Source organism: Aeromonas lacus (assembly GCF_000764665.1).
In the GTDB taxonomy this organism is placed as follows: Bacteria; Pseudomonadota; Gammaproteobacteria; order Enterobacterales; family Aeromonadaceae; genus Aeromonas; species Aeromonas lacus.
In genome coordinates this window covers 1-585 of the sequence record NZ_JRGM01000089.1, presented here as the reverse complement: position 1 = coordinate 585, position 585 = coordinate 1, and the positions used below count along the sequence as shown (strand labels likewise).

Sequence of the window (585 nt, the reverse complement as noted above, 5' to 3'; positions counted from 1 at the left end):
GTCTACGATGCGTCACAAAGCGCAGCCAATGCAAGTTCCACATCAAAGCTGAATGAGAACTGGGAAGCGTACAAGAAGAAACTTGAAGCACAGAAACAAGAAGTACTTCAAATTATGCAAAAGTACAATACCAAAGAAATCTCCGAAATCGAAAAGCGTGAACAGGAAGAAACTAAAACGCTGAACGATGCATATAAAGGCATGAAGTTCATCGTAACAGATTACTATACCGACAAGCTCAAGACCTTAAACAAAAATTCTCCTGCTTACGTTCAAGCAACAAAAGAGATGAATGATAAAGTAAAAGCAATTGAGACTGAACGTGTAGAAGCAGTACGCCGATTAGACGAGTCACAGCAGAAACGCAGAATTACAGACTTGAACCGCATGACTAAAGATATCGAGCGCAAGCGTAAAGATATGGAGCGTCAATATGGTTACGGTGAAGGCAGTAATGAAACCGAACATGAACGAGGCAGACGCGAAATTGGTGAGCAGTATGATGAAATGCTTGACGAGATGCGAGATAAATTCGGTAAGCACTTGGATGACAAGAACTCAATGGAATACAAGAAGTTCATAGAG

General features: G+C 41.0%; 1 protein-coding gene. It reads left to right on the top strand.

The genetic code is table 11. The features are described 5' to 3' along the window. Positions 1-585, top strand: a 585-nt coding sequence (locus LG31_RS21210; protein WP_033113915.1) for a hypothetical protein, incomplete at both ends; no start/stop codon positions are given.